This is a genomic window from Craterilacuibacter sp. RT1T, from assembly GCF_023502145.1.
GTDB lineage: Bacteria > Pseudomonadota > Gammaproteobacteria > Burkholderiales > Chromobacteriaceae > Craterilacuibacter.
The window spans coordinates 549,086-569,834 of sequence record NZ_JAMFLI010000001.1 but is presented as its reverse complement, the minus strand read 5'-3'; the positions used below and the strand labels follow the sequence as shown (position 1 = coordinate 569,834).

Genomic DNA, 20,749 nt, shown 5'->3' with positions numbered 1-20,749 from the left:
GTCAGATGCGCACTAACTGAAGAAAGCAATCAAGTGCTAAATCACAGCCTCTGGCCAGTGCTCGCACACCGCCTTGCCTGCGGCTTGCGGATATGGGGCGAGTAGCTCAAGCAGCATGCGCTGTGTCGCTTGCGAGCTCTGTCCGTAACGCGGCAAGCAAAGGCTGAAAGCGGGGAAATAATCCAAGGCAGGCAAGTCCAGTGCTCGCAACGCACCAGCAGCGACCCAGGGCACGGCATAATGCTCGGGCAAATAACCGATTTGCTCACCCGATAATAAGAGCAAGGCCGTGCCTTCCATATGGGCCGAAACGGCACGCGAGCAAAAACCGTCGGCCTCGTCCAGCGGCGTCACGCCGGGCTTGCCGCGCCCGGCAATGGCAAACGGCAACAGATCTTTTTTGCGCGACGCAGGCGGATCCAGCCGGAACACCGGATGCGAGGCGGCAGCATACAGGCGCTGGCGCTCGGAAAACAGCGGGATGTACTCCAGACCGGGCATTTCGTAATCGCTGGAGCACAAGCCTATGCTCAGCTTGCCCTGCAGCAGCAAGGCCTCGATTTCATTCGATTCCATCACATCCAGCGTCACACTGACTTCCGGATACTTGCGCGTAAACTCGCGCAGGCTGGCCGGCAGGCGGCAAGCCGGATTCATGGCGATGGTGTCGACCACCCCGATGCGCACATGGCCGAAAATCTGTTCGCGTATCAGGCCCAGCTTGTTCTCGTACTGCCCAAGCTGGGATAGCAGGCGCAGCGTTTCTTCGTACACCTGCTCCCCTTCTACCGTCAGCTTGAAACCGCTGCGGCCGCGCAGACACAAGCACATCCCCAGCCGGGTTTCCAGGTCGTGCATTTTGCAGCTGATGGCCGACTGACTCATGCCCAGCTTGGCCTGGGCAGCGGAAAATCCGCCACTCTCGACAATGGTGATAAAGATGCGCAACAACCTGAGATCGAAATTATCCAGACGCACGGCCAGCCTTCCGTTTTCGTTTTCCATGGCCGGCAATCAAACCGCCGCCAACAAGGTAGCGAAAACTACCGCCAACCCATCCGCGCCGATTTGACCTTAATCAAACACGCATAAAAAAGCCCCCGCAGCGCGGGGGCAATAGGGTACATCACGGAAAACATGGGTTTACAGCGACAGGGCACCGGTGGCCAGCTGCCAGGCGGCAAACACACCCAGTACGACGGCAATTGCGGCCAACACCATTTCGTTACGGGTAAAGGCGGCCAGCTTCTGCTCGCTGCGGGCCTTCAGGTAGAACAGGATGCCCGGGGCGTACAGCACCATGGACAGCAGCAGGTATTTAGGGCCTGCCGCATACAGCAACCAGCAACCATAAACCGAGGCGAGCACACCAATGGCCAAGTCTTTACCCGCCGCACCTTCCTCCCCCTTATAGCCATCCTTGCGCACGGCGATCATCGCAGCATACAGCGCGCACAAGAGGTACGGGATCAGGATCATCGACGTAGCAAGGTACAAGAGGTCGAGGTAAGCCGAACCGTTGAACAGGGTGATGATCAGGAACAACTGCACCAGACCGTTGGTCAGCAACAGTGCATTCACCGGCGCACCCTTGGCATTGGTCTTGCCCAGGAAAGCCGGCATGGTGCCGTCTTTACCAGCAAGGTAAGGCACTTCGGCAGCCAGCAGCGTCCAGGCCAAGAGCGCACCGCCCACCGAGATAATCAGACCGGCATTCATCAGCGTGGCACCCCAGTCACCCACGGCCGCCTTGAGCACACCCGCGGTCGACGGGTTCTTCAGCGCAGCCAGTTCAGGCTGGGACAGTACACCCAGCGACAGCAGCGACACCGCCACGAACATCATGATGGACAGTGCAAAACCGATCATGGTGGCCTTGCCTACATCGGCCATCTTCTCGGCACGGCTGGAGAAAATCGACGCGCCTTCGATACCGATAAACACCCAGGTGGTCACCAGCATGGTGCTCTTCACCTGATCCAGCACGGAGCCCAGTTCAGGACGTCCCCAGAAATCCAGCTGGAAGGTCTCGATCTTGAAGGCGACAAACACCAGCACCAGGAACAGGCCCAGCGGGATCAGCTTGGCCACGGTGGTGATGATGTTGATCATCGCCGCACCCTGAATGCCTCGGCAGATCAGGAAGTGGTAAGCCCACAAGAGCACGGACGAGCACAGGATGGCCGGCAGGGTATTGCCCTCGCCGAAAAATTCCAGGCCGGAAAACGAACTGAAGGCAGAGAAGATCACCACGTAGTAGGACACGTTGCCGATCCACGCCGAGATCCAGTAGCCCCAGGCCGAGTTGAAACCCATATACGGGCCAAAGCCGGCACGGGCGTAGCCATAGACGCCGCCTTCGATATCGGGCTTGCGGTTGGCCAGCGTCTGGAACACGAAGGCCAGCATCAGCATGCCGACAAAGGTAATCGCCCAGCCTATGATGATCGCGCCGGCGCCGGCGGACGCCGCCATATTCTGCGGCAGCGAGAAGATGCCGGCGGCAATCAGGGCGCTGACGACCAGCGCAGTCAGCGCGCCGAGTTTCAGCTTGGGTTCGGCCGCGGGTGCAGCCCCTCCTTGTACGACTTCAGTCATGTTTTACTCCATTTCGATGAGTCGGAAGCCCATATGGCTTAGTGCAAGTATTCTTTGCGTACGTATTCGGAAGTCATGCATTGCAAGGCGCCGCCATAGCTCAGCGCAAAATAGATGGTGTCGCCCACCTGATAAGGTTGCGCCGTATCGGTCACATCGAGAATCAGGTGGTCAGAGCTGCCACCGATAATGCGTAGCGCCGGATCCAGTGCAATCAGGTCGTCGAAGTTCACATCCTGTTTGCCAATCGCGCAGATGGCGCGCCGGCGGATACCCAAGTCCTCGAATACCGGCTTGTTGCCAAAAGCATCCAGCGCGGTCGAATTGACCGGCACCGACGGCTTTTCCTTAAGCTCGATAATCTCGACCCCCAGGCGCATGGTGTCCTGGCTCGTACCCGGAATCGGGTCGTCATTCAGACCGATACCCATCAGCAAAGAAGCCCCCAGACGCAGCTGATTGATGCCGTCCGGCAAGCCGCCCCTAAGCAATAAAGGCAATGCGGCGGAGCTGGCACCGGAAACCACATGCAGCTTCACGCCCAGCTCTTGCTCGATACGGTGTGCGATATCGACCAGTTGCTGCTGGTTGTCGGTGGTCGGTTCGACCCCGCCATAGCAGGCAAGATTGGTACCCAGACCTTCGAGTTCGAGACCCGGCAACCGGCTCACCAGACGCGCCAGCGCCACGGTGTCGTCGACATTGAAGCACCCCTCGCGCAAGTCGCCCAAATCATGCATCACGATGATTTTGTGCACCCGCCCTTGTGCTACGGCTGCAGCAGACAAGGCGCGTATCGTGTGCTCTTCGGAGTTAAGCGAGATATCGGCGTAGCGCACTACATCCATCACATCGCTTGCGGCGGGAATGCGCAGCAGCAGTTTTTGCGCCGGCAAGCCCTGCAGTTTTTCCAGATTATGGATACGCGAGTCACCCAAGATACGGATGCCGCCATCAAGATAGGCTTCGGCCACTTCATGCGCACCGCAAGCCAGCTTGGTAATGCCGACCGGGTGAATACCGGACGCCTCACACAACTGCACCATGGCTTCGGCATTGGCGCGCACCAGCGGCAGATCAACAAAGAGACAAGGCAAACTTTGGGACATGGTTTCCTCCGGATTCCTGATTCTCAAGGCCGGGCCTCATCCAACAGGCCGCGGTCTTTGCTTAATCCGGAATGTACAGAGGAGCACATAATGAATAAATTACTATGTAATCATATTCACTTTAGAAAAATGCAATGTATCGCCCGTGAGCAAGGCGATAGAAGATCAAGCCGCGGCAAGCAGAACGCTCACCGCGGGTCTGGGTTCATTTACAGCGGACAATCCAGAGCGCGCGCCTGATACGCGGCCGCCAGTTTTTGCTTCAGGCAGTCCGGGCACAGGCAGTCGGCCACGCCCGGGGTGGGCGGCAGTACATTGGGCAAATCATTGCACCAGCAAGACCCATCCTTGCCGCCGTTGCCACAGCCAAAGCCTGCACCGCACGCCTCGCAGACCTTTTGCCGCACGGCCGGTTTGAGCGACAGCAGGCGCGCCCACACTGCCTTTTTGCCGGCATCACTCATGCCGCTCCAGGCACCGATTTCATCGCGCGTGCGCTGGCAGCCGGTGCAGTAATGCCCGCCCTCATCCAGCTGGCACTGGCCGATACAGGGCGACACCACGCTCATGCTTCACCCTTCCACGCCGCCAGAACGGCATCGCATTCAGCCAGCCAGCCGGCTTTTTGCTCAGCAGGTAGCCAGCTGGCTTCAAAACCGTTCTTGACCAGCTGCACCACATCAAGTGCCGACAAGTCCAGCGCCTGACGGCAAGCCAGCAAATTCTCCCCCAGATAACCACCGAAATAAGCCGGGTCATCCGAATTCACCAGAGCACACAAACCGGCATCGAGCATTTTTTTCAGCGGATGCTCGGCAAGCTTGTCTACCACCTTGAGCTTGAGATTGGACAAGGGGCAGACGGTCAAAGGCATGCGCGCCTTAACCAGACGCGCGACCAGTGCCGCGTCTTCCAGCGAACGCACGCCGTGATCGATGCGGCACACCTGCAAACCGTCCAGCGCCTGCCATACATAGTCCGGCGGCCCCTCCTCCCCGGCATGCGCCACCACCGGCTTGCCCAGTGCGCGGCAACGGGCAAACAGGCGCGCGAATTTTTCCGGCGGATGTCCAAGCTCGCTCGAGTCCAGACCGAAGCCGTCTATCTCGTCCAGAAACGGCAAAGCCTCATCCAGCGCAGCAAAACCCTCGTCTTCGCTCAGATGGCGCAAAAAAGACAGGATCAGACGCGAGCTCATACCCCACTGCTGCTGCGCTTGGGCGAGCGCACGACGCAGGCCGCGATGCACGGTGGCGTAGGCAATGCCGCGTGCGGTATGGGTTTGCGGGTCGAAGAAAATCTCGGTGTGCACGATATGGTCGGCATGCGCGCGCTCAAGATAGGCCCAGGCCAGATCGAAAAAATCATCCTCGGTCAGCAACACGCCGGCACCGGCGTAATACAGATCGAGAAAGGACTGCAGATTGGAAAAATCATAGGCGGCACGGACGGCTTCCACGCTGGCATACGGCAGGGCGACGGCGTTTTTCTGTGCCAAGGCAAACATCAGCTCCGGCTCCAGCGTGCCTTCAATATGCAGGTGCAACTCGGTTTTGGGCAGGCGGGCAATCAATTCATCAACAGAATGGGGCATGGCATCACAAAGACAGATGGGCGAGCGGCGATGATACCGTAAAGCCTGCCGCCTGCGCGCCATGCAAAAAAGTCTAAAAATGCGTCTATGCTGGCACGGTACATCATCATTCACCGGGTACTGACAGGAGGAGAACATCATGGGATGGATTATCACCCTGATTGTGGGTGGTCTGATCGGCTGGCTGGCCAGCAAAGTCATGGGCACCGATGCCCAGCAAGGCATTATCGCCAATGTCTTGGTCGGTATTGTCGGCTCGGCGCTTGGGCGTTGGATATTCGGCAGCGTACTGGGCATAGGCGCGGCAGACAATGCCGGCGCATTTTCGCTGACCGGCCTGGGCTTTGGCATACTTGGCGCCGTGATCTTGCTGTTTGTGCTAAAGCTGTTAGGTGTATTCAAGTAAGCGCCGTATCCACGAAAAGGATAGTCTATGAAATACACGACGCTTGCCGCTGGCATGCTGCTTTTGGCCTCATTTTCCAGTCATGCAGAAACGGGCAGCAATGACATTTGCTGGCCAGCCAAAGCCGGTAGTCAATGCTTTGCCCTTAAAAGCCCGGCGCTTACCGAAGGCAAACCGCTGGATACGCGTTTTGCTTTCAACGGTTGGGGCTGCACCGGCAAAAATATCTCGCCACCGCTAGTCTGGAGCAATGCACCGGCCGGCACCAAAAGCTTCGCCATTACCCTGCATGACCCGGACGCGCCGACAGGCGGTGGCTGGTGGCACTGGTTGATGACGGATATTCCGGCATCAACGACTGCTCTGGCTGAAGGTGCAGGCAACCCCAAAGGCGCCCTGCCCAAAGGCGCACAAATGCCAGGCAACGACTTTGGTACCCGTCAGTACGGCGGCCCCTGCCCGCCACAGGCGGATGGCATGCACCGCTACCAGTACACCGTATGGGCACTGGATATCGACAAGCTCCCGGTCAAGGGCGAGGTCACGCCGAATATGATAGGTTTCCTGCTGCATGCGCATAAGCTGGGAAGCGCCATGATGACGATTCCGTACACCCGCGACTGAAACCCAAAAAGATAGCGCCCGGTATGTGCCGGGCGCTATCTTTCGCATCGGGCACGCTATTAAACTTGGGCTTCAAGGCGTGGAGCCAGATCCTGTCCCGATACCATTTCCAGTTTTCTCAACTGATTCTGCAATGCCGCATGCTGCTCTTGCAACTCTTCGATACCGGCATCCACTTGCGCTTGCAAACCCAATACCCGCCATTCGCACAAACGCGCAGCTTGCGCATGGACTTGCTCGTGCAAGACCGTCGCATGGGTCAAGGCCGGCGATGCACCGTAACGCAGCAAGCCTTCGCGACCAAGCCACAAGCCCAGACGACAACGCTGTGGATCCAGTGCAGGCTGAGCCATTTGCCCGCCGCGAAGATAGCGGACCATATGATCCATCCACGCCTGATGTTCCACCTGGGCAAACAGCAGCGGTAAATGATGGCGCGCAATCACCGCCACATCTTGCCAGGCCGGGTCGGGTTGCCAGTGAGCGGCCCAGTCCGGCAAGGCAGGCCCCGGCATAGGCCGCGCAATACCATAGCCCTGCGCCAGCTCGCACCCTAATTGCAACAAAAGTTCGCCATGCGCGACGGTTTCCACGCCTTCGGCAATAAGCTGGCGCCGGAAAGTCGCAGCCAAACTGATCACGCCTTCCAGAATGGCCAAATCATCAGCATCTTCCAGCATGCCACGCACAAAACTCTGATCCACTTTAAGCAGGACAACCGGCAAGCGTTTCAGATACGTCAGCGAGGAATAACCGGTACCAAAATCATCCAGCGCAAACACCACGCCGATCTCGCCGCATGCCGCAATCAGCTGCGACACGCCGTTCAGATCCTCCATGGCACTGGTTTCCAACACCTCCAGCTCCAGATCGCCTGGCCTGACTGCCGGCTGCGCCGCCAACAATGCCTGCAAGCGCGTGGCGAAATCGGGCTGTTGCAACTGGTAGGCCCCGATATTGACGCTCACCGGTATCTCCAGCCCGGCCTCCCGCCACGCCAACATCTGGGCCAATGCTGTCGCAATCACCCACTCCCCCAGCTCAATGGCCAAGGGGTCATTCTCGATGGCAGGTAAAAATTCGCCCGGCAGCAACAAGCCTTGCTCTGGATGCTGCCAGCGTATCAGTGCCTCGGCACCCACCACCGCGCCGCTACGCATATTGACCTTGGGCTGGTAATACAGCACAAACTCGCCATCACTCAATGCCTGACGCAAACGCTTCAGGCTGGCATGGTGATGGCGGATATTGCGGTCTTCCTCTGCATCAAACAGGTGAAAGCGGTTGCGTCCGGCCAGCTTGGCCTGATACATGGCCTGATCGGCCTGACGCAAAAGCTGGTCGGCATCCACGCTCTCCTGCTGCTGCGGATAAAACGTCACTCCCACACTGGCCGAAACCTGCAAGGGCTCTCCATTCACCATCACACGCTGGGCTGCGGCAGCCAGCAAACGGGCCAGAATGGGCTTACAGATGGCAATTTCTGGCAACGCCGGCAGCACCGCGACAAACTCATCGCCGCCCAGGCGGGCCAGCGTATCGCCATCCCGCAGGGCGTTGCGCATGCCTTCGGCGAGTGCCAGCAGCAACTGATCGCCCGCAGCATGTCCATAACGGTCGTTCACTTCCTTGAAGCCATCCAGATCCAGATAGACCACAGCCAGCGCATACCCGCTTCTGGCACTCTGCCTCATGGCCTGCTGCAACCTGTCCGCCAGCAAGATGCGGTTGGGCAAATGAGTCAACGCATCATAATGCGCCATGTATTCAAGCTGGTTTTGATGCGCCTTCAACGCGGAAATATCGGAAAACAGCGCCACATACTGCCGGGTGTCGCCTGCGCTATCGCGTATGGCGCTAATGGTCGCCATCTCGGCACAAATCTCGCCACTCTTGTGCCGATTCCATAGCTCACCCGACCAATGGCCGCATGTGATCAATTTTTGCCACATCTCGCTATAAAATGCATCCGGATGCCGGCCCGACTTGAACAGACGGGGCTTTTGCCCCAACACTTCCGCGCGGGAATAGCCGCTAATCTGGCTGAATGCGGCATTGGTATCGATGATCGTGCCATCCAGACTGGTAATCATGATGCCTTCACGCGCATGGGTGAACACGCTCGCCGCCAAATGCAGCTTGTCCTCCGCCTGCTTGCGCTCAAGCGCGATGCTGACCAGATGGGCAGACTGTTCAATAATCGCGATATCGTTGACGCTAGGCTGGCGCACTTCGCGCGCATAGATGGCAAAAGTCCCCAGCACCTTGCCGGCAGGCGACACGATGGGCTGCGACCAGCAGGCCGCCAGCCCTGCACGTGCGGCCAAGGCCTTATAGGGCGCCCAATAAGCATGCTGCTGTATATCCTCGACGATCACCCGCTGCCCGGTGATCGCCGCCGTTCCGCAAGAACCTACACCGACGCCGATCTCAATGCCGTCAACAGCCGCCACATAAAACTCAGGCAGGCTCGGCGCTACGCTTTGGCCAAGATGGCGACCGTCCTCATCCAGCAACAGGACGCTGCACAACATGGCCGGGTCAACCTGCTCCACCCCCTGCACAATGGCCTGCAGCAGCACCGGCAAGGAAGCGCCCTTGACCAGCAACTCCAGCGTATGACTGCGGAACTGTTCATATTTCTCAATACGCTTACTTTCGGTCACATCGGTAGAGATGCCGCACAGGGCATAAATCTCACCGGCGGCATTGCGTAGCGGCAACTTGACGCTCCAATAGGTTGCCAGGCGCCCCTGTACCTGCAAATTGCTCTCTTCCGTGCGCAGCACCTGCCCCTGCTCCAACACCTTACGGTCATTCAGGCATAAGCGGGCGGCCGTATCCGGGTCGAAAAAGTGCTCATCCCGCTGTCCGACAACCTCCTCCAGCGAGGCACCAAACAAGGTCAGCACCGGACGGTTGGCAAAGAGATAACGTCCCTCTGTATCCTTCAGATAAATACTCGCATCCACATTGGCCAGAATTTCCGACAACATGCTCTGGCTTTCCTGCAGGGCACGTTCACGCTGGGCCAACTTGGCGAGCAGGCTGTTAAAACCGGCAATCAAACTGCCGATTTCATCATGGCGCCGGATAGGCAAAGCACACGCGGTGGGTGGCTGCTCCGCCAATTGCGTCAACATAACGGCAGCCTGTTGCAAAGGCGAGAGCTGACGCCGCAATAGCCACCAGATAAGAATGCCGGCCAGCAAAGACAACAGGCCGGCGGCCAGCAGCATGCGCTGCTGCATGGCATGGATAGGGGAAAAGGCTTCGTCTATCGGGAGCGAAGCCGTCAACACCCAGCCCGCCAGCGGGATATCTTTGCTGGAAACCAGCTCCTCACGTCCTTGCTGACTCGTGCCAATTACCGAACCTGCATTCTGGCGCAATAAACGATCGGTCAAGACATGCGTGCCAGGCACGGGGAGCGGCTGCATGATGCGCAACTTGTCGGAGGAGGTGACCACCAGGCGGTGGCGGCGATCGACAATGGCGTAATGGCCGCTTTTGCCGTAATTGCTGCCGGTAATTTGATCAAGAAAATTGGGCTTACCCAGATGGGTCACGCCGGATAAAGCCCCTACTACCCGGCCTTGTGCATCACGGATGGGCACACTCATGCCGAAGACTGGAGCACGCAGGGCTTTGCCCATGATGGGCCGGCTAAAAGTAGCACGCCCCTCGCGCAAGGCGGCGGCAATCGTGTCGATATACAAGTGGTTGGTGCCGACACGCCCGACTGAGCGCGGCGTCTCGGCGATGGAGACACCGTCGGTGCGGTAGGCAAGTACGCCGCCGTTAAACATCGCCAGCAGCAATGTTTGTTTATCAAGCAGTGCCTGCATTGCACGGTCATCGGCCAATTGTGCCGGCTGTACACTCGCCGCTAGCGCATGCAGCACCTGCATGCGCTCATCCAGCTCATGATTGACATGATTGGCCATAAAACTGACCGCAGCGAGCTGCTGCTGGCTCAACTGCTGCTGCATATCCTCACGCAGCATCCGGCTGACGTAAAACGTCAGCAAACAGATCCCGGCCATCACGACAAATAGTGCCGTAAAAGTGACCCGTGTCTTGAGCGAGCGCCACTGAAGGCGACCTAAATTCATATCGGCTTTCTACCGGCCAGCGCAAGGACGGCAACATCAAAAACATGACGATCAGGCCATGCATCAGCAAGAGCATGGCCAATTTATACATATGTTTTTTATTAAACAAGCAAATAATACCATACGCATCATCGATAGGTGCGCGACAACACAAATCCCTTGCCGGGCTTCAGATCATGGCTGACATGCCTGCATAAAATCATCCGCCCGCGATAAACCGCGCTGACTTGCTGCGCGAGAATAGCCTCAGCAACATCTTGCGCGCCTCCTCCAATAGCAGCGTACTGGAGGCCACCGCCACCGCCAGCGCCCACTGGCTGGTACTCAGATCGACCGTGTCGAACACCGCCTGTGCCGGCGCCCAGTGCACCACCAGCACCTGCAGTGCGACCACGCCGCTTAGGGCCAGCCACAGCTTGCCATTGCTGAAAAACTGGCGGTTGAATGCCGAACCGTACTCGGCGCGCGCATTGAAAATATTGAAAAACTGGAACAGCACAAAGGTGGTGAACGCCATCGTCGTTGCCGAGGCAGCAGCAGCATGCGAGTCCAGCGTCCACAGATAAACCGCCAGCGTGCCGCTCGCCATCGTCGCGCCATAGAGCACGATGCGCCATAGCCGCTGCCATGACAGGATCGCCGCGTCGGCGCGGCGCGGCGCATCCTGCATCACCCTCTCGCGTGCCGGCTCAACCCCCAGCGTCATCGCCGGCGGCCCATCCATGATGATATTGACCCACAACAACTGGATCGCGGTAAACGGCGTCGCCAGCCCCAGCAAGGGTGCGGCAAGTACCGTGAAGATGGCGCCGACATTGGTCGACAACTGGAAGCGGACAAACTTGATAATGTTGTCGTAGATGGTTCGCCCCTCTTCCACCGCACGCACGATGGTGGCGAAATTGTCATCGGTCAGCACCAGCGTCGCCGCCTCCTTGCTCACCTCGGTGCCGGTGATGCCCATCGCCACGCCGATGTCGGCGCGCTTAAGCGCCGGCGCATCGTTTACCCCGTCGCCGGTCATCGCCACCACATGGCCGCGCGCTTGCAGCGCCTTGACGATGCGCAACTTGTGCTCGGGAGCGACGCGCGCAAACACGGCACTGTTTTCAACCAGTACGCCCAAGGCCTGAGCATCCAGCCCTTCCAGCGCACGCCCCTCATGCACATCGCCCTTCAGCCCCAGCTCGCGGGCAATCGCCGCCGCCGTAACCCGGTGGTCGCCGGTAATCATTTTCACCGCTATGCCTGCTTGCTGGCAGCGCGCAATCGCCGCTTTCGCCTCAGCGCGCGGCGGGTCGATAATGCCGACCAGTGCCAGCAAGGTCAGCTCATTCACCCACTCCAGCAACGCGCCGTCAGGGTCGAATGCATCGGCCGGAATCATACGCTCGGCCAACGCCAGCACGCGCAGCGCCTGATTCGCCAGCGCATCATTTTCGCCGGCAAAACGCGTACGCTCCATCGCATCCAGCGGCAATATTCCGTCTTCGCCACGCCATGCGCGCGCACGCTCAAGCAGCACGTCCGGCGCCCCCTTGACACACAGGCGCACATGGCTGCCCTCATGGTGAAAGGTCGCCATAAACTTGACCGCAGAGTCGAACGGAATCTCGGCGATGCGCGGCCGATGTTCCCGAAGCTCGCGCCCATCCAATCCCGCCTTGGCGGCCAGCGCCAGCAGTGCACCTTCGGTCGGGTCGCCTATCAGTACGCCATCGCGGATATGCGCATCGATGCACAACACCGCCGGTAGCAACACCTCGCGCAAGGCTGCAGCAGGCAAAGGCCCGTCTATGCTGCCGCCCCCGGCATAACCCTCGCCGCTAACCGCGTGGCGTGCGCCCGCAGTGTAAAGCGCACGCGCGGTCATCTGGTTAAGCGTTAACGTACCGGTCTTATCCGAACAGATCACCGTCGTGCAGCCCAGCGTCTCGACCGCGGCAAGCCGCTTAACGATAGCCTGATGCCTGGCCATGCGGTGCATGCCCAGCGCCAGTGTCACCGTCACCACCGCCGGCAGCCCTTCGGGGATCGCCGCCACCGCCAGCGCAATCGCGACCATGGCCGTCTCGGCCAGCGGCTCGCCGCGTGCGATACCCGCGATAAACATCAGCGCGACCACCACGCAGGCGATCAGGCCCAGACGTTTGCCCAGCGCATCGAGCTGGCGTTGCAAGGGCGTTGCGCCCTCCGCCGTTTGCGCGAGCAGGCCGGCGAGCTGACCCATTTCGGTCTGCATGCCGGTCGCGGTGACCAGCGCCTCAATGCGGCCACGGGTGAGCACCGTATTCATAAACACCATATTCGTGCGCTCGGCCAAAGGCGCGGCCGCATCGACGACGCCTGCCAGTTTGGCAACCGCGTGCGACTCGCCCGTCAGCGCAGCCTCGGCCAGTTCGGCGCCATGCGCCGACAGCACGCGCGCATCAGCCCCGACCCGGTCACCCGCCTCCAATAGCAGCAAATCGCCCGGCACCAGTTCTGCCGCATCAATCTGATGAACCTCGCCGCCACGGCGCACGCGCGCGACCGGCGCGAGCATGCCTTTAAGCGCGGCAAGCGCAGCCTCGGCGCGGTGCTCCTGCATAAAGCCTAGCGTCGCATTTAAAATCACGACCAGCACGATCACCACCGCATCCTTCAGCTCTCCCACCACCCCGGCCAGCAGTGCTGCGGCAAGCAGGATCAGCACCAGCAAGCCGCGAAACTGGTCGGCAAACTTGCGCCATGGGGCACGCGCCGGCGCTTCGGCAAGGCGGTTGACACCGAATTCGCGTACGCGGTGCGCAGCCTCGTCCGGCGTCAGGCCGGCAACGGAATCACTTTTCAGCGCTGCGGCCACCGCGGCATCAGGCTCGGCATGCCATAGCGTTGGGGATTCTCGGGTTGTAGCCTCTGTTGTTTCACTCATTGCAAACTTCCCCAGACAAAACCGGCATACAAAATCAGCAACAGCACGCCGCGGCCGCGGCCGATCACGCCATCTGACCTCGGCGGCAACAACAGCAAGGCTGCTACACCACAGGCAAGCGTCAGGGCGACCTCGGCGCGCGGTAGCGCAATCGGATGAATCAGGCCGGCGACGCCGACAATCGCCAAGCCGTTAAACAGGTTGCTGCCGATCAGGGTGCCAACGCCGATATCATCATGCCCGCGCAAGCGCGCCAACAGCACGGTGACCAGTTCGGGCAAAGAGGTGCCAAACGCCAGCAACAGCACGCCAACCACATAAGCGTCGACCCCCAAGGCGGTAGCGACTCCACTGGCCCCCATCACGAACAAGCGCCCTGCCGCCAGCAGCGAAACCAGCCCGAATACCCCAAGAAAAATCAGCCGGCCAGGCGTAATAGCCGGCCGGCTGATTTCACGCGTCCCCGGCCGGGTTTTCAAGGTACGGTGCACCGTCCACACCAGCCAGATGAAAAACACCGCCAGCAATAGCGCCGCCTCGACACGCCCGATCACGCCATTAAAGACGAAAGCAAAGGTCAAAAGCGGCACAAACAACGCCAGCGCGTAATCGCGCCCCAAACCGCCCACACCGGCGCGCACCGGACCAAACAGCAGCGCAAGACCAAATATCAGCGCGATATTGGTGACGTTACTCCCCAGCGCATCCCCCAGTCCGAGCTGCGGAGTACCGGATAAGGCCGTGATCGTAGAAACGGTCAGCTCGGGGCTGGAAGTTGCAAATGCAGCCAGCGTGCTCGCCACCACCGCCTTGGGCACCCCAAGCACCCCTGCCGTGCCGACGATGGCGCGCAAAAAGGCCTCGCCGCCGGCCGCAGCCAACAAGACTGCGCCCAGCAAAGCGAGGCCATCAGCGACAGACATCGAAGCCCTCTTGCGGGTATGGCATTAGCCCTTTAACACACCAGCACATCACACGGCGCATAGTAGGCCAGAAAGCGCGGCACGCTGCCCATGATCGCTTCTTCCACGCGCGTGCCGCCATGCTTGCCCACCGCAATCAGATCGGCGCCCAGTTCGCGCACGGCCTCGGGCAAGGCCGGATTGATATCCCCGTACACGATGCGGGCGTCCGCTGTCAGCCCGGACTCGGCAAGCAGCGCAGCCATGCGCGGTTGTGCGGCCTGCGCCTCTTTTTCCACATAGTGGCGGATGTCTTCTTCGGGAAAACCCTTGTAACGCAGCGACGCCTCAAAAGGCGCCGTATACGCGTATACGGCAGTCAGTTGCGCGCGCCCGCCAAGCCTATGTGCCGCAGCGAGTACTACCGGTGAGCGCGGTCCCAGATCAACTGCAGCCAGCACATGCTGATAGTCCGCCCCGGCCAGCTCGCGCACAACCAGCACCGGGCAGGTCGACTGGGCAAGAATGCGCGCCGCCGTCCCCCCGAGGAAAAACTGCTGCAGCAAGCCCTTGCCGTGGGCACCAATCACCACAAGATCAGGATGGAAAGTCTCGAGTGCATCGGCTACGACACGATGCGCGGCGCCCTCACCGATCTCGGCACGCACATCCACAACGCCGGCCGCATCGGCCTCGGCCAATAGTGTGCCGATATGCGCCTCGGCGGCGGCACGCATCTGCTGCGCGACTTGGGCGTGATCGCCGAACACTGCCTGCAAAGTGGGAAAGCGCGGCAAGGCATGCACCAGCAGCAGCTGTGCGCCATCGCGCGCGGCAAGACGGGCGGCACGGCGCACCGCAGCATTACCCAGCGGGGAAAAATCGGTGGTCACCAGAATACGTTCGAGCGCAGGCATCATGTTCTCCGTAACGACTTTGTCATACCGGTTCGTCTACCGGCAATCAGATTAGTTCCCGATAGGATTCAGCTACTTAGAGTGTATTCACGATCTCGATAGCAAGGGCGAGACAAGGCGAAAACGGCTGAGAAAGCGAAATGTACAGGTGGTACATGCGCATTTCGAAGCTGTTTTTAACGCCGTATCGTCGATGCACAGCAGATCGTGAACAGGTTCTTAGCACCATCAACACTAGCGTACCCATGCCCTGCATGCATCCGGTGCATCCATGCGCCGGCCATGCCCTCTATTTACCGGATCTGGACTGCTACACCATCAGGTGTACACCGGATACAGCCAGGACGGGCCGGACGGAAACTGCGGGCCTGCCGCGATGACTGACTGTTTTTTTAATCAGACATGCGCAATACGACGCCAGCACGACGTCTGCAGCAAGGTGTCCACAGCCTATCCACAAGTTTGTCCGCCATAACTGTGAAAATTCGCACCACCGGCAGGTATGAAGCGCCAACGCAAGCCATAGCGCGGTATATGGGACGGTACAGAAGCAATAACACTACAGGAGAAAACCATGATCAAGCGCATTTTGCTGGACCTGAACGACTCGCCCTTTGCCTACGAGGCCCGTGCATATGCGCTCAAACTTGCCGGCGAGCACCGCGCACACCTGACGGCGCTTGCGCTGATCGATCTGGCCCGACTGACTCAAGGCGAGGCGATACCCGCCGGTGCACTTGCCTTTCAGCAACAGCGTAACCGAGTCTGGCTGAATGCATGGCGCACGCAGGCCGACATGCTGATCGATGCGTGCCGGCAGCAGGCGCTTGTCGCCGGCGTCGGCTTTACCGGCTTGTGCATAGAAGATGAAGCACCGGCTGCCGCACTCGTGCGCGAGGCGCGTCACCACGACCTGCTGGTCAGCGCGACCGATGCTCAATTAGGCTCGGCCGGCGCATCTGAAGATAGTTTGCAACTTGCGCATTATCTGGCCGATGCGCCGCGCCCACTCTTACTGCTAGCCAAGACAACCAGCAACCACAGCAGCCATCCGGACGGCCCTATCCTGATCGCCTACGACGGCAGTGCATGCGCCGCACGCATGCTGCAGCAACTGGCATTTATGCAACTATGGCCACGCTCGCCCAAGCGGCTGATCGTCATCCACCCCAGTCAGGCGGATGCCGAAACACTGGCAGCCGAAGCGGCCGGCTATCTCGCCAGCCATGGCATCAAGGTCACAGCAGTGGCCATCGGCAGCACACTGGCTGCGGCCGATATACTGCTAGCCGAATGCGCAGCCCACCATGCGCAAGCACTGGCGATGGGCGCTTTCGGCCACAACAGCTGGCGCGAACGCCTGTTCGGTTCGGCCACCCGCACTTTGCTTGCCAGGGCCAACTGCCCGCTGCTGCTCGCGCATTGACGCGCGCACGACAAACGCCCCGCAGGCCAGCCTGCGGGGCGTTTGTCGTGTCGGCCCGCCTCCCTTACAGGGTGAAACGGTCCGTCGTCTGCTTCAGTTGCTGTGCGGTGGCGCGCAATTGGCCGGCCGCGACGTTTGTATACTCGGATGTCTGCCGTGTTTCCTCGACCACCCGCACCACGCTCTCGACTTCGCCCGCCAGTTGGCTGCCCGCCTGGCTCTGCTCGGCCATCGCATGTGCGACCACCCGGAACTGGTCGACCATCTGCTCCATCTTGCCGGCAATCTCGTCGAGCATGTGCGCAGTCTTCTCGACCTGCTCGACGCCGGTATCGACCCGCGGGCCCATCCGTTCGACCACCGCAGAGACTTCGCCCGTCCCAGACAGCACATGGCCGATGATCTCGCTGATTTCATTGGTCGCGCTGGCGGTACGCTCGGCCAGCTTGCGCACTTCGTCCGCGACCACCGCAAAACCGCGCCCGGATTCGCCGGCCCGCGCCGCCTCGATCGCCGCGTTGAGCGCAAGCAGGTTGGTCTGCTCGGCGATATCGCGGATGGTGCCGGCAATCCCGCTGATATTGTTGGTCCGCTCGGACAACGAACGCATCTGCCCGTGCACGGCCTTCATGTCGACGCTCAGCGTCTGGATACCGGTCGCCGCCTCTTGCGCCAGCTGCTGGCCGGCAGAAGCCAGACCGGCGACGCTGGCGGAGACCTGCTCGGTCTGCTGCGCGCTGTCATTCACATGGTCGATGCTGACCGACAGCTGTTCGATCGCGGCGGCGGCCGAAGTCGCGGCGTCTGCCGCCTGGCATGCACTGCGGTCTAGCCCCGCCATCTTGTCCTGCATGCCGACTGCCAGCTGGTCCAGTTCCTCCGAAGAATCCCGCACCTTCCCCAACACCGTGTGCAATTCGCCCTGCATGCGGGACATGGTCGAGAGCAGGCTGCGCTCGCCGCCCTGATATTCGACAGGGCAGGTCAAGTCCCCGCCGGCGATCGCTTCGACCGCCCGGGCGGCCGCCGCAGGTTCCCCCCCCAGCGTCCCCAGGATCTGCCGCGCCAGCGTCACGGTCATGCCGACGAGCAACAGCAGCGCAAACGCACCGCCGCCCAGCAGCTTCAACGCAGCCGAGTAAAAGGTAGTTTCGATGTCGTCGACGAAGATGCCGTTGCCGACGATCCAGCCCCAGGGTTTAAAACGGTAGACCCCGTTCAGTTTGGGTATCCGCTCGCTTGTCCCCGGCCGCGCGACCTGAGTTTCCACCAGAGCGTATTCGCTGTTTGCCAGCTCGTCGCGGTAGGTCTGCGCGGTCGACCGCCCGTCAGCCAGCGCGGCGCCGGGGTCCACCTTGCCCAGACGGCCCGCATCGCGATGGATCACCCACGCATCACTTTCGTTGCGGGCAAAATAGTAGGTACCCCCGTCTTTGAAGCGGGCCAGTGCTTCGGCGGCCCGGGCCTGCGCCTCCTGGCGCGTCAGCCGCCCCGCTTGCTCCTCCCCTGCGTAATGGCCAAGCACGCCATCGGCTTGCTTGAGCAAGCTGACCACGAAAGCCCGCTTCTCGGCCAGCAAAGACGCATGCAATGTAAACAAGGCAAATCCTGCGATCAGCGCACAGGCCACCATGCTGGCCGCAAGCATCAGGTAAAGCTTGGTCTTGAGTTTCATCTAGCCCTCCCCGGGTACAAACCAGCAAACCATAACTTGTCTTGTCCGGCTTCAATATTCAACAAGCACAATCAGATAAGCATCCTATCATCAAGCAAAAGAAATGACAATGGCAAATGCCTGCATGCTACTTATAAAATACAAGGGATGGCTATAACGATTCATAGTCAACCGTCTGAAAACTAGTAAGACCTATAAAAATTAATACGCTAGCAAAATGTCCCTCCCACCCTCCTCTGCGCTGCTGCTGACGCTCGGCGCTGCTTACTGCTGCAGAGGCCGCAATCGGCCCTTTGCACACGCTTGACGCGCCCGAAGGGCAGTTGCGCACCTATGCGCTCGCCGGCCCGGCCGATGGTGGCGGCGCCTTGCCTGCGGCAAAGCTCATCGACGGCGCACGTTACGGTCTCGCCTCGCAAAGCCCGGCTGCCGGCAAGTTGGCGATCAGTGTCAACCCAGACGCGGACGGTTTCTGGCAGCTCGGCGTCGAAGGGCCGACGCCGGCCACGGGCGAGACGCTGCGCTTCGCGGTAGAACTCAGTTGGGAAGGCGGCCGCTGGGTACGCTCATACACGGTGCGTACCCGCGGCACACCCCGCGCGGGCGGCACGTGCGATCTTCCTTGCCAATCCGCACGCGTTCGCGGGTGACAGCCCGGACATGCTGCTCGCCGGGGCGACGCTCAAACTGCCGGCAGATGCTGCCGCCCAACAAACCGCCGCGAAGGCTGCCCGGCCTGCCGCCCGCCCCGTGCCAGCCCAGCCGCCGCGCGCGGCGGCAAAAACCACGCCAGCAGCGCCGCGGCCATCTAGCCCGCCCCCGGTGAAGCCCGCGCCAGTACCCGATGCACCGACGACACCCGCCCAGCTGCCCCAGGCGGCCGCGAGCGACGCCGCCGGCATTCAGGTGACGGAAAGCGGCGCACGGCCGGTTGCCGACGCCCAGGCCGCCGAACGCCGCCAGGCCATGCTCAGCGAAGCCAAGCGCCGGCTCGCCGCGCAGGAAATCGAGGTCGTGCGACTGCAGGCTGCGCCTGCCACCGCCCTCGCCCGAAACGGACGACGTCGCACTCGACTCGGCGGTGATCGACTACGTCACCACCGGCACGGGCGGACTCGCGGTGCTCTCGCTGCTCGCCTGGCAACTCGCCCGCCGCCCTGCAGCCTGAAGCCAAAAACAAAAAAGCCGCCAGGGTTGCCCCTGCCGGCTTTTTGCCATGTCGTACGCTTACTGCGCGGCAGAAGCGTCGGCCGGCTTAGCACCGCCGCCTACGGTTTCCAGTACCACCCAGTCACCGTTCTTCACCTGATAAACGGTAATGCCGCCATCTTTCAGGTCGCCCTTGTCGTCGTATGCCCAGTTGCTGGTGGTCACGCCATCGGTGTAGGCATTTTTCGCCAGCTCCGGCAGATACTTGGCAGGCTCGGTGGAGTCGGCCTTTTTCATCGCGGCAATCATGGCGCGCGCCGCGTCATAACCATATGGCGAGTAGGTGGCCACATCGCTCTGGAAACGCGCCTTGTAGCGGGTCTCGTAATCCTTGCCCTTAGGCATATCGGATAATGGCAAACCAGCCAGCGAAGCGATGGTGCCTTCGGCTTCCTTGCCGGCCAGCTTGACGAAGTTCGGCGTCTTGGTCATCTCGCCGGACACCAGCGGCGCCTTCAGACCCAGGCGCTTCATTTGCTTGGCCATCGGTGCCGATTGCGCATCGGCACCACCGAAGAACACCACATCCGGGTTCTGCCCCTTGATGCTGGTCAGAATCGCCGCAAAATCGGTGGCCTTGTCATTGGTAAACTCGCGCTTGACCACCTTGCCACCGGCAGCCTTGACCGCTTTTTCAAACTCGTCGGCCAGACCCTGACCATAGGCGGTGCGGTCATCAATAATGACGATATTCTTGGCACCCAGCTTTTCAACGACGAACTTGCCCATCACCGAACCTTGCTGGGTATCGGACGTCATCGAGCGGAAGGTGTTCTTATAGCCCTGCTGGGTAAACGTCGGCGCGGTCGCCATCGCCACCATAGGAATGCCGGCATCGGCATAAATCTTGGATGCTGGAATCGAGGTACCCGAGTTGAAGTGGCCGACCATGCCGCTCACTTTGTTATCCACGAACTTCTGTGCAAGCTGGGTGGCCGTTTTAGGGTCGGCCTGATCATCTTCCGCCACCAGTTCGAACGTAACCGGCTGCCCGCCAATCACCGGCTTTTCAGCATTTGCGTCTTCAATCGCCAGCGTCACACCATTCTTATACTCTTCGCCATAGTGTGCCTGCGGACCGGTCAAGGGCGCGGCAAAACCGATCTGAACCACGGTCGCACCCGCAGCAGCCGTCGCGGCCGAGGCGTCAGCTGCCGGCGCAGCTGCTTCGTCTTTTTTACCGCAAGCGGTCAGGGCCAGTGCGGCCGCAACGGCCAGGGTCAAGGTCGAACGTCGGGTGAAATGCATGGTGTTCCTCTT

The 20,749-nt window shown here is 60.5% G+C and carries 15 protein-coding genes; 4 read left to right on the top strand and 11 right to left on the bottom strand.

The window, feature by feature from the left end; all coding sequences use genetic code 11:
- Positions 1–36: 36 nt before the first annotated feature.
- The 5 genes from M3P88_RS02970 to M3P88_RS02950 all read right to left on the bottom strand — a co-directional run bounded on the left by M3P88_RS02970 (position 37) and on the right by M3P88_RS02950 (position 5,301).
- A complete protein-coding gene (locus M3P88_RS02970) occupies positions 37–1,005 on the bottom strand; it encodes a LysR family transcriptional regulator (protein ID WP_249614563.1) in 969 nt (322 codons plus the stop codon).
- 138 nt (positions 1,006–1,143) lie between these two features.
- The gene (gene arcD, locus M3P88_RS02965; protein ID WP_249614562.1) at positions 1,144–2,598 is read right to left on the bottom strand and encodes an arginine-ornithine antiporter; all 1,455 of its coding nucleotides are present in this window, start codon (positions 2,596–2,598) and stop codon (positions 1,144–1,146) included.
- A 38-nt stretch (positions 2,599–2,636) separates the two neighbouring features.
- On the bottom strand, positions 2,637–3,707 hold the full coding sequence (locus tag M3P88_RS02960) for an alanine/ornithine racemase family PLP-dependent enzyme (RefSeq protein WP_249614561.1): 1,071 nt from the start codon (positions 3,705–3,707) through the stop codon (positions 2,637–2,639).
- Positions 3,708–3,916: 209 nt separating this feature from the next.
- Positions 3,917–4,276 carry a DUF1289 domain-containing protein gene (locus M3P88_RS02955; protein ID WP_249614560.1) on the bottom strand — a complete coding sequence of 120 codons (360 nt, stop codon included), beginning with the start codon at positions 4,274–4,276 and terminating at the stop codon, positions 3,917–3,919.
- The gene (locus M3P88_RS02950) at positions 4,273–5,301 is read right to left on the bottom strand and encodes an adenosine deaminase (RefSeq protein WP_249614559.1); all 1,029 of its coding nucleotides are present in this window, start codon (positions 5,299–5,301) and stop codon (positions 4,273–4,275) included. Before M3P88_RS02950 ends, M3P88_RS02955 begins: the two co-directional genes overlap by 4 nt.
- 139 nt (positions 5,302–5,440) lie before the next feature.
- Between M3P88_RS02950 and M3P88_RS02945 the strand changes: the two genes are divergently transcribed.
- Positions 5,441–5,707 (top strand): GlsB/YeaQ/YmgE family stress response membrane protein, encoded by a 267-nt coding sequence (locus M3P88_RS02945; RefSeq protein ID WP_249614558.1) that lies wholly within the window; start codon positions 5,441–5,443, stop codon positions 5,705–5,707.
- Between the two features lie 27 nt (positions 5,708–5,734).
- Positions 5,735–6,331 (top strand): YbhB/YbcL family Raf kinase inhibitor-like protein, encoded by a 597-nt coding sequence (locus M3P88_RS02940; protein ID WP_249614557.1) that lies wholly within the window; start codon positions 5,735–5,737, stop codon positions 6,329–6,331.
- 59 nt (positions 6,332–6,390) lie between these two features.
- Here the strand turns inward: M3P88_RS02940 and M3P88_RS02935 are convergent, their stop codons facing one another.
- The 4 genes from M3P88_RS02935 to M3P88_RS02920 form a co-directional block, all read right to left on the bottom strand.
- The gene (locus M3P88_RS02935) at positions 6,391–10,446 is read right to left on the bottom strand and encodes an EAL domain-containing protein (RefSeq protein ID WP_249614556.1); all 4,056 of its coding nucleotides are present in this window, start codon (positions 10,444–10,446) and stop codon (positions 6,391–6,393) included.
- A 199-nt stretch (positions 10,447–10,645) separates the two neighbouring features.
- The gene (locus M3P88_RS02930) at positions 10,646–13,360 is read right to left on the bottom strand and encodes a cation-translocating P-type ATPase (RefSeq protein WP_249614555.1); all 2,715 of its coding nucleotides are present in this window, start codon (positions 13,358–13,360) and stop codon (positions 10,646–10,648) included.
- Positions 13,357–14,283: a sodium:calcium antiporter gene (locus M3P88_RS02925; RefSeq protein ID WP_249614554.1), complete on the bottom strand. Its 927-nt coding sequence runs from the start codon at positions 14,281–14,283 to the stop codon at positions 13,357–13,359. The genes M3P88_RS02930 and M3P88_RS02925 overlap by 4 nt, the downstream gene beginning before the upstream one ends.
- A gap of 32 nt (positions 14,284–14,315) precedes the next feature.
- A complete protein-coding gene (locus M3P88_RS02920; protein WP_249614553.1) occupies positions 14,316–15,179 on the bottom strand; it encodes a universal stress protein in 864 nt (287 codons plus the stop codon).
- A gap of 574 nt (positions 15,180–15,753) precedes the next feature.
- Here M3P88_RS02920 and M3P88_RS02915 point away from each other — a divergent pair.
- Entirely contained in the window at positions 15,754–16,605 is an 852-nt protein-coding gene (locus tag M3P88_RS02915) for a universal stress protein (protein ID WP_249614552.1), read from the top strand.
- Positions 16,606–16,669: 64 nt separating this feature from the next.
- On the opposite strand, the gene M3P88_RS02910 is transcribed toward M3P88_RS02915, so the two are convergent.
- On the bottom strand, positions 16,670–18,280 hold the full coding sequence (locus tag M3P88_RS02910) for a methyl-accepting chemotaxis protein (RefSeq protein WP_249614551.1): 1,611 nt from the start codon (positions 18,278–18,280) through the stop codon (positions 16,670–16,672).
- Between the two features lie 293 nt (positions 18,281–18,573).
- Here M3P88_RS02910 and M3P88_RS02905 point away from each other — a divergent pair, with 293 nt between their 5' ends.
- Positions 18,574–18,930 (top strand): hypothetical protein, encoded by a 357-nt coding sequence (locus M3P88_RS02905; protein WP_249614550.1) that lies wholly within the window; start codon positions 18,574–18,576, stop codon positions 18,928–18,930.
- A gap of 577 nt (positions 18,931–19,507) precedes the next feature.
- Here M3P88_RS02905 and M3P88_RS02900 read toward each other — a convergent pair.
- Entirely contained in the window at positions 19,508–20,737 is a 1,230-nt protein-coding gene (locus tag M3P88_RS02900; protein WP_249614549.1) for a branched-chain amino acid ABC transporter substrate-binding protein, read from the bottom strand.
- Positions 20,738–20,749 lie beyond the last annotated feature (12 nt).